We start from the raw sequence: 8,979 nt of genomic DNA, 5'->3' as shown, positions 1-8,979 counted from the left end.
CGGTCTGGCGCTCAGCTTGATCCCGAAGCTTCCCGAGGTGCGGCTGGATCCCCATCTCGTGTTTGAGTTTTTCCTGCCGCCGCTGCTGTTTCCCGCCGCGCTCTTCACCTCATGGCGGGACTTCCGGGCCAATCTGCGGCCCATCACGCTCCTCGCCGTCGGGCTCGTCCTCTTCACCACTGGGGCCGTCGCCTTGCTGGCGCATTATTTCATGGGCCTGCCACTTGCCGCAGGCTTCGTGCTCGGTGCCATCGTCTCACCGCCAGATGCCATCGCTGCATCTGCCATTGCAGACAGCTTGAAGATCCCGCGCCGCATCGTCACCATTCTCGAAGGCGAAAGCCTCGTCAACGACGCCACCGCCTTGGTCGCCTACCGCTTCGCCGTGCTCGCCGTCGTCACCGGCTCCTTTTCACTCCCGCAGGCAGGCGGCCATTTTGTCATCATGAGCCTTGGCGGCATTGCCATCGGCCTGCTCGTCGGCTGGCTCGCCGAGCAGTTTCACAAGCATGTGGATGACGCGCCCATCGAAGTCACCGTTTCCCTGCTCACCCCCTTCGTCGCCTATCTGCTCGCTGAAAAGCTGGACCTCTCAGGTGTTCTCGCCGTCGTCATTGCCGGGCTGTACCTCGGCTGGCGCATGCCCGAGCTGCTGAACTTCAAAACGCGCCTCCAGGGCGGCCCCGTCTGGGAGATGGTCCAGTTCCTCCTCAATGGCTTCGTCTTCATCCTCATCGGCCTGCAGCTCCCCGAAGTCATCGAAGCCCTGTCTGCCCAGGCCATCCCCACCTACCGCCTCGTGCTGTATGCGCTGACGACCAGCCTCGCCATCATCCTCGTTCGCTTTCTCTGGATCTTCCCGGCCATCTATCTGCCCCATTGGATTATCCAGAGCCACTCCATGAGCAATCCCCTGCCCCGCTGGCGGCACGTCATGATCATCGCCTGGACCGGCATGCGCGGCGTGCTCTCTCTCGCCGCCGCGCTCGCCCTGCCCATCACCCGTCAGGATGGCACCCCGTTTCCCGGCCGTGATTTGATCCTCTTCCTCACCTTCACCGTCATCATCGTCACCCTCGTCATGCAGGGCCTCAGCCTGCCCCCGCTCATTCGCTGGCTCGGTGTCAAAGAAGACAGCTCATCCTCCATTGAAGAACGCAAAGCACGCCTGAAGGCCAATCAGGAGGCCTTCGCCAGCCTCAAGGAGATCGATGAAAAAGATCCCGCCAAAGCAGATGCGCTCAAACGTCTCCGCATGGAATACGAAGACCACATCCGTCAGGTGGAAGGCGCCGCCTCCGCCAGTGCCGGCACCCCGCTGCGCCGCTTCTCCACCGAATACGAACGTCTCTCTCTCGCCGCACTGGTGCAGGAGAGGCACACCATCCTCCACCTGCGCAATGAAAACGTCATCAGCGACGAAGTCCTCCGCCGCATCCAGCGCGACATCGATCTCGCCGAAGCACGTCTAGGCCACCACCAGTGACGCGCAGAGTAGGTGTACACCCCATCGCGCGCCCCACTCTCCCATGCCTAGTATTGTCGCTATGAAAGACCCCGTCTACAAAACCATCGAACTCACCGGCACCTCCTCCACCACCATTGAAGACGCTGTCAACAAAGCCCTCAAGCGCGCCCACAAAACCATCAAGGGCCTCCGCTGGTTCCAGGTGACTGAGACACGCGGCAGCATCGACAAAGGCCAGGTGCATCAATGGCAGGTCTCCCTCAAAGTCGGATTCGAAATCGAGGACAAATGAAGCCCGGACGTCCCCAAATCTGCACCCAACAAGTGAAGGTCTAACAAGGTGCCTCCATCATCTGAACATGCGCAAGAAGCCCTCCGGCTGCGGACGCTCATGCTCATCGCCGCCATCGCTGCAGGCATCGTCCTCTGCTATTTGCTGGCGCAGCCTTTTTTGCCCGCACTGACCTGGGCCATTGCCCTCTCCGTTCTCTTCACGCCATTTCAGGGATGGCTTGAGTCAAAGCTCAGGCATCCTGGTCTGGCCGCCATCATCGCGGTGGTCGTGATCGCGTTTATTGTGGTCGTTCCGGTGATCTTTGTCGGTCAGCACCTCATCGGCCAGGCCGCTCAGGGCGCACAGCTCATCGAAACCAAGGTTGCCACCGGCGAATGGCGGCGTGCTATTGACGCGCAGCCACGTCTCGCTTCGGTGGCCGTGATGATCGAGGATGAACTGGATCTGCCGACCACGGTGAAATCACTCACCACCTGGTTCAGCACCACTGCTGGGGCCTTCGTCAGCGGCTCCATGTTTCAGGTCATCAGCTTTAGCCTCATCTTCTACCTGCTGTTCTTCTTTTTGCGGGATCGCCGCGGGGTAGTCGCCTCCCTGCACCACCTGTCACCGCTTTCCAGAGAAGAAACGGAAAATCTTCTTCTCCGCGTCCGTGATACCATCCAGGCCACCGTCTATGGCACACTGGTCGTTTCCATCATTCAGGGTCTTCTGGCCGGACTCATGTTTTGGTGGCTGGGTTTGCCCGCTCCTCTGCTGTGGGGCGTGGTGATGGCCATACTCTCTGTCGTGCCCATGCTCGGCGCTTTCGTGGTCTGGATTCCCGCCGCGCTTTTCCTGGCTCTGGAAGGCAGCTGGGGAAAGTCGCTCATCCTGGTCCTGTGGGGCATGCTCGTCGTGGGAACGATCGACAATCTCCTGCGCCCCGTCCTCGTTGGAAATCTGCTCAAGCTCCACACCGTCCTCGCCTTCATTTCCGTCGTGGGTGGATTGATGCTCTTCGGCCCCGCCGGGCTCATCCTCGGCCCCGTGGTGCTCACCATCACCACCGTGCTGCTGGAAATCTGGCGCAGTCGGTCTGCTGACGATCTGGGCACCCAGTGATAAGGGAGCCCAGCTTCACGAGTATCCCCAGCTAAACTCTCTCATGGCCGAATCTCCTCCATCGCTGCTTTCGTCACTCTGGCGGCGCAAATCGACACTGATCGCCGCGCTTGCCCTCATCGGCATCCTCACGCATCTCGTGCTGCGCTTTGCATCCAAGGCATCGCTGAATGCGCAGCACCTGCCGCTGCTCATCACGCTCATCATCGGCGGGCTGCCCATGCTCTATGATCTGCTGCTCAAGCTGCTGAAACGCGAGTTCGGCTCCGATCTCCTCGGTGGCGTCTCCATCATCACCTCTCTCCTGCTTGGCGAATACCTCGCGGGCTCCATCATCGTGCTCATGCTCGCAGGCGGAGAGGCCCTGGAGAGCTACGCCTTGCGCAGCGCTTCTTCCGTGCTCGCCGCTCTGGCCAAGCGCATGCCCTCCATCGCTCATCGCAAAGCCGGCGCCGACATCACCGATGTCGCTTTGGCGGACATCGCCGTCGGCGACACCCTCGTCATCTACCCGCACGAGATCTGCCCGGCCGACGGCATCGTCACCGAAGGCCACGGTGTCATGGACGAGTCCTACCTCACCGGCGAGCCTTTCCAGATCACCAAGACCACCGGCTCCGCCGTCATCTCCGGTGCAGTCAATGGCGAAGCCGCCCTGACTATCCGCACCACCCAAGTCGCCGCCGATTCACGCTACGCGAAAATCATGGAAGTCATGCGCGAGTCCGAGAGCAAGCGCCCGCAGCTCCAGCGCCTCGGCGACCAGCTCGGAGCCATCTACACGCCCGTCGCTCTCGTTGTCGCACTGCTCGCCTGGTTCCTCAGCGGAGATCCACTTCGCTTCCTCGCCGTCCTCGTCATCGCCACCCCCTGCCCTCTTTTGCTTGGCATCCCCATCGCCATTGTCAGCTCCATCTCGCTCTGCGCACGCCGTGCCATCATCGTCAAAAGCCCCGTCGTTCTCGAACAGATCGCCGGATGCCGCACCGCCATCTTTGACAAGACCGGCACCCTCACCTACGGCGAGCCCAAGCTCACCGAGCAGCTCCTTGCCACCGGCTTGGATCAAAAAGAAGTGCTCACCCTCGTTGCCAGTCTGGAGCGCTACTCAAAGCATCCCCTCTCGCGCGCCATCATTGCCGCCGCCAAGGAGCAGGGCCTCACCCTGCCCGAAGCCAGCGAGGTCAGCGAGCAACCCGGCCAGGGACTGCGCGGCACCGTCGCAAGTCATCAGCTCCAGATCACCAGCCGCAACAAACTCATCCCGCAAAATCTCCCCGGCACCGATCAAATGCCTCCCATCTCTGGCGGGCTCGAATGCGTCGTCGCTCTCGATGGCCATTACGCCGCCACCTTGCGCTTCCGCGATGCACCCCGCGCCGAGAGCCGCAGTTTCGTCAACCACCTCGGACCGAAGCATCACTTTGATCGCGTCATGATCATCTCCGGCGATCGCGAATCCGAAGTCCGTTACCTCGCAGATCAAGTCGGCATCTCTGAGATCCACGCGCAAAAAAGCCCCGAGGAAAAGCTCACCATCGTCCGCGCCGAAACCGCCAGGGCCAAAACCCTCTATGTGGGCGACGGCATCAATGACGCTCCCGCCATGATGGCCGCCACCGTCGGCATGGCCATCGGCCAAAACAGCGACGTCACCGCCGAGGCCGCCGGCGTCGTCATCATGGACAACTCGCTCAAAAAAGTGGACGAGTTCATGCACATCAGCCGCCGCATGCGCGCCATCGCCCTGCAAAGTGCAGTCGGCGGCATGGCGCTCAGCCTCATCGGCATGGCCTTCGCCGCCACCGGCCATCTCCCGCCCATCAGTGGAGCCATTGCGCAGGAGATCATTGATGTTCTCGCCGTGCTCAATGCCCTCCGTGCGGCGTTTCCCCCCAAGGTCATTCATGATCTGTAACCGCATGTCCTGTCATTTCGGCTGGTGAAACACGGTCGCTCAGTTTGGGGTCTCGACCCCATGGTGAAGACACGCTGAGGGTCCTAGCCTTCGCCACATGAAGCCACCAAGCCTCATGCAACAAACCAAACAACACCCGCCAACCTCATGAAAAACCGTTCTACCACACTCCTGTCGTCCTTCTCGCTCGCCCTGTGCAGCATGCTTCTCCTCACCCCGGCCAGCCAGGCCGAAAACAAGAAGAGCCTGATCTCGAACACCGAATCCACGTTCATCCAAAATGCCGCCATCTCCAGTCATGCGGACACAGAGTTCGCGGAGTTGGGCGTCAAGAAAGCTGAAAATGCCAGCGTCAAAGCTTTTGCCGAAACGCTCGTCACCGATCACAAGGCGCTGAGCAAGGATTTCAAAAAACTCGCCGACGCGCAGAGTGTGGCGCTCTCCAAGGAGATCACCCCGGAGCAAACCGCCACGCTTCAGAAGCTTGAAAGAGCCACCGGTGCAGAGTTTGACAAAGAGTTCCTCGCGGCTTTCGCAGACGGCCACCAGTCGCAGATCAGCAGCTACGAAAAAGCCTCCAAAGACCAGAACGACCTGGAGCTGAAGGCCATCGTGGACAAGACCATCCCCGTCCTCAAGGCGCATCAGGCCACGGCCATCGCACTCGCCGCGAAGTAATCCTTCTTCACTCCACGGCGGATGCCATTCCTTATGGCATCCGCTTTTTTATGCCCATGAGACATGGCCAAAAATAATAGACAGGCGGGCATGCAAAAGCATCACAGCTTGAACACCGCGCACCCGCCCTCTCCTCAGCCGTTCCGCGTCGTCTCTCAGATCACGCTGCTTCGCTTCGGCATCATCAGGCTGAACACGCAGGCCCCCACGGCGCTCAGTCCGCCGCCCATGAGGCCGCCTTCCACCGCGCCTATCATCCAGCCCACCATCGGCTCCGCCACCATCAGCGGGCCCGCCCCTTCGTATTGAAAAAACGTGGAGCCATACAGCCAGCCCCACACCCCGCCCCAGAAAGCTCCCAGGCCGCCCCAGCACTTCACACGCCCCAGCGTGCTGAAGCCACACACCACAGTCTCCTCCGCGTTGCGTTCACACCCCGCAAAGGAGAGCTGCTTCATCTCACACACGCAGCGCTGAAAGTCCCGCGTACTGGCCGTGGCCTCCTCAGGGGGCTTTGCAGCTTTCAGGATGGCATTGGCTGAGGGTGAAATTTTCATCTGTGTTGCAAGGTGGTTTGAGGGTCTGACCACACCTTGCGAAGCATGCGCGCGAATTGCGATGGGGTGTTCTCCCTATAGTCAAACACTCTGAATAGCCCCACTGTGCCAACCGATTGGCAGTGCGCAGTGCGACTGACCGGATCGGGCCTACCTATGAAGCAGCCAATTTCCGCGCCCCCTGAACACCAGGAATCCATGGCCTGCCCACCGCATTGCTGCATCATCTTCCACAGCACCCGCCTACTCCTCGCCACCGCCCTGCTCACGCTCGCCGCATGCGTCGGCAAAGGCCCGCGCGAACTCGCGGAAGATGCCGTGCCCGTGCCCGGAAAGTGGCAGCATGGTTCCTCCACCATCCGGCCGCTCGACACCGCCGCACTCCCCACCTGGTGGCGTCGCTTTCATGATCCCGTGCTCGATGCCCTCATCACCGATGCCCTGCGCTCCAGCACCACCGTGCGCTCGGCCCTGGAAAAAATCACCGAGTACCGAGCACGGCGGAATGTGGAGGCGGCCAATCTCTTTCCCACCCTCACCGCCAATCAATCCGGCGCAGGCACCCGCACAGACAGCCGCATCACGGGCACCACCTTCAACTCCGAATCCTACAAGGCATCGTTCAACACCAGCTGGCAGGTCGATCTCTTTGGCAAGCAGTACCAAAACCTCAAAGCAGCCGGCGCAGACCTCGAAAAAATCAGCGAAAACTACTACGGCGCACAGGTCACCCTCGCCTCAGACGTCGCCACCGCCTACGTGGCGCTCCGCTCCGCAGAAGGCCAGCTCGCCGTCGTGGAAAACAGCCTCATCACACGCCGCGAGACTGTGCAGCTCACGCAATGGCTTGAGCAGGCAGGCACCGGCGATGCCCTCGATACCCAGCGCTCCCTCACCACGCTCGAGCAGGCTCGCACCACCATGCCTGCGCTTAGGCTCAGCATCGAGCAGGCGCGCAATCAGCTCGCGTTTCTCTCCGGCCGCACGCCCGGTTCTTTGGATGCTCAGCTCGCGCGCCCGCGCAGCGTGCCGGAGATGCCTGCAGGCATGGCCACCGGCATCCCCGCAGACACCCTGCGCCAGCGGCCGGATGTCCGCGCAGCAGAGCGCGCTCTTGAGGCCGCCTTTTTTCGCACCCAGAACGCACGGCGTCAGCGCCTCCCCTCCCTCACCCTTACTGGCTCCATCGGCATGGAAGCCTTGAAGCAGGGCCACATCTTCTCTCCCGAGTCCATGCTCGCAAGCATCGTCGCCGGATTCGCCACACCCGTCATTGATGCCGGTCGCCTCCGCCAAAACGTCCGCATCCTCACCTCCCAGCAGCGGCAGGCCCTCATCGCCTACGAGTCCACCGTGCTCAATGCCTTCACCGAGGTGGAAAACGCCCTCGCCGCCGTGCAGCGTTACAACGAGCAGCTCCACATTCTCAATCACGCCCTCAGCGCCGCGCGTGAGGCCGCCAAACTCTCCGCGCTGCAATACTCAGCCGGTCAGGTGGACCTCCTCGTCTCACTCGATGCCCAGCGCACCCTGCTCACCTTTGAGCAGCAGCAGGTCACCACCACCGCGCAGTGCGCCAACGCCAGCATCCAGCTTTACAAGGCCCTCGGCGGCGGCTGGACGCACCTCTGACATGAAGACTTCCACACCATTGGCCCCCGCAGATCTCGCCGCCGCCATCCAGGCCGGCGCATCCGTCAGCCATTTCAAACGCAACGCCATCCTCCTCGTCATCTGCGCAGCTCTCGGCGTCGGTGCTTGGTTCTGGTATGCCAGCATACAAAAGGCCCGCAATGCCCTGCCCGCCTACGTCACCGAGCCCCTCGTGCGCGGAGACATCAGCCTCACCATCACCGCCACCGGCAATCTCCAGCCCACCAATTCCGTCACCGTCGGCAGCGAGCTCTCCGGCATCACGCTCGAAGTCCTCGCCGACATCAATGACCGTGTCACCAAAGGCCAGCCCCTCGTCAAGCTGGACACCACCAAGCTCACCCAGCAGACCGAGAGCAATCGCGCCGCCGTCAAAGCCGCGCAGGCCAATGTCATCCTCGCCAAGGCCACCGTCACGGAGACCGAGGCCCTCCTCGCACGTCAGATCGAGCTCAAGCGCCTCAGCGGCGGCAAGGTGCCCTCCGGCTCTGTCATCGACAGCGCCTACGCCACCGCGCAGCGCGCCAGTGCCAATCTGGCCGCCACCCAGGCCGCCGTCGCCACCGCCGAGGCGCAGGTCCGCATCAATGAAAACGACCTCAACAAAGCCGTCATCAAATCCCCCATCGACGGCATCGTCCTCACCCGCAGCATTGAGCCCGGCCAGACCGTCGCCGCCAGCTTCACCGCGCCGCAGTTGTTCGTCATCGCGGAAAAGCTTGAGCGCATGATCCTGAAAGTCACCATCGCCGAGGCAGACATCGGCCACGTCACCAAAGGGCAGAAGTCCACCTTCACCGTCGATGCCTGGCCGGACCGCTCCTACACCGCCACCGTCTCCGTCGTTTCCTACGGCTCAGCCGTCACCCAAAACGTCGTCACTTATGAGGCCGATCTCGATGTCACCAATGACGATCTCAGCCTCCGCCCCGGCATGACCGCCACCGCTGACATCCGCGTGCAGGAGAGCAAAGGCGTCTTCCTCGTGCCCACCGCCGCGCTGCGTTTCAATCCTGAGACCGCCGTCAAAGCCGCAGGCACCACCAAGAAATCCTTCGTGCAGAGCCTCATCCCCATGCCCACGCGCAATCGCTCCCGGCCAGACTCCGACGAGCCCGCAGACAAGACCAAACCCTCCGCGCGCATCTTCATCCTGCGCGATGGCAAAGCCGAGCCCATCGCCATCAAGACCGGCATCACCGATGGACGCCGCACCGAGGTCTCCGGCCCCGGCCTCACCGAAGGCATGCTCGTCATCACCCGCAACGCCACCCCCGCCTCATGAGTGCCGCTCCGCTCATCGAGC

At 62.0% G+C, this 8,979-nt stretch carries 8 protein-coding genes; 7 read left to right on the top strand and 1 reads right to left on the bottom strand.

Features of this window, described 5'->3' with window-relative positions; translation table 11 throughout:
• The 5 genes from ACIREA_RS19985 to ACIREA_RS19965 form a co-directional block, all read left to right on the top strand.
• Positions 1-1,486, top strand: a 1,486-nt coding sequence (locus ACIREA_RS19985; protein WP_397384108.1) for a Na+/H+ antiporter, incomplete at its 5' end; no start/stop codon positions are given.
• Positions 1,487-1,547: 61 nt separating this feature from the next.
• Positions 1,548-1,760, top strand: coding sequence for a dodecin (locus ACIREA_RS19980; protein ID WP_397384107.1), 213 nt, complete (start codon positions 1,548-1,550; stop codon positions 1,758-1,760).
• A gap of 48 nt (positions 1,761-1,808) precedes the next feature.
• Complete coding sequence (locus ACIREA_RS19975; RefSeq protein WP_397384106.1) at positions 1,809-2,867, top strand: AI-2E family transporter; 1,059 nt, start codon at positions 1,809-1,811, stop codon at positions 2,865-2,867.
• A gap of 43 nt (positions 2,868-2,910) precedes the next feature.
• Positions 2,911-4,785, top strand: a complete 1,875-nt coding sequence (locus ACIREA_RS19970; protein ID WP_397384105.1) for a heavy metal translocating P-type ATPase — start codon at positions 2,911-2,913, stop codon at positions 4,783-4,785.
• Between the two features lie 147 nt (positions 4,786-4,932).
• A complete protein-coding gene (locus ACIREA_RS19965; RefSeq protein WP_397384104.1) occupies positions 4,933-5,463 on the top strand; it encodes a DUF4142 domain-containing protein in 531 nt (176 codons plus the stop codon).
• 155 nt (positions 5,464-5,618) lie between these two features.
• Here ACIREA_RS19965 and ACIREA_RS19960 read toward each other — a convergent pair whose 3' ends face one another.
• On the bottom strand, positions 5,619-6,020 hold the full coding sequence (locus tag ACIREA_RS19960; protein ID WP_397384103.1) for a permease: 402 nt from the start codon (positions 6,018-6,020) through the stop codon (positions 5,619-5,621).
• 156 nt (positions 6,021-6,176) lie between these two features.
• On the opposite strand from ACIREA_RS19960, the gene ACIREA_RS19955 reads away from it, so the two are divergent.
• Together ACIREA_RS19955 and ACIREA_RS19950 are read left to right on the top strand one after the other, a co-directional pair.
• Entirely contained in the window at positions 6,177-7,652 is a 1,476-nt protein-coding gene (locus ACIREA_RS19955; RefSeq protein WP_397384102.1) for an efflux transporter outer membrane subunit, read from the top strand.
• A 1-nt stretch (position 7,653) separates the two neighbouring features.
• Positions 7,654-8,958: an efflux RND transporter periplasmic adaptor subunit gene (locus ACIREA_RS19950; RefSeq protein ID WP_397384101.1), complete on the top strand. Its 1,305-nt coding sequence runs from the start codon at positions 7,654-7,656 to the stop codon at positions 8,956-8,958.
• Positions 8,959-8,979 lie beyond the last annotated feature (21 nt).

It is taken from the genome of Prosthecobacter sp., assembly GCF_044373815.1.
GTDB lineage: Bacteria > Verrucomicrobiota > Verrucomicrobiia > Verrucomicrobiales > Verrucomicrobiaceae > Prosthecobacter.
Note: the sequence above shows the minus strand (reverse complement) of the source record. Positions and strands in the feature narration are given on the sequence as shown.

Excerpts from the sequence above, each read along its gene's own strand:
- ACIREA_RS19955 (WP_397384102.1), top strand. The coding sequence starts at position 6,177 with ATGAAGCAGCCAATTTCCGCGCCCCCTGAACACCAGGAATCCATGGCC.
- ACIREA_RS19965 (WP_397384104.1), top strand. The coding sequence starts at position 4,933 with ATGAAAAACCGTTCTACCACACTCCTGTCGTCCTTCTCGCTCGCCCTG.
- ACIREA_RS19970 (WP_397384105.1), top strand. The coding sequence starts at position 2,911 with ATGGCCGAATCTCCTCCATCGCTGCTTTCGTCACTCTGGCGGCGCAAA.
- ACIREA_RS19960 (WP_397384103.1), bottom strand. The coding sequence starts at position 6,020 with ATGAAAATTTCACCCTCAGCCAATGCCATCCTGAAAGCTGCAAAGCCC.
- ACIREA_RS19950 (WP_397384101.1), top strand. The coding sequence starts at position 7,654 with ATGAAGACTTCCACACCATTGGCCCCCGCAGATCTCGCCGCCGCCATC.
- ACIREA_RS19980 (WP_397384107.1), top strand. The coding sequence starts at position 1,548 with ATGAAAGACCCCGTCTACAAAACCATCGAACTCACCGGCACCTCCTCC.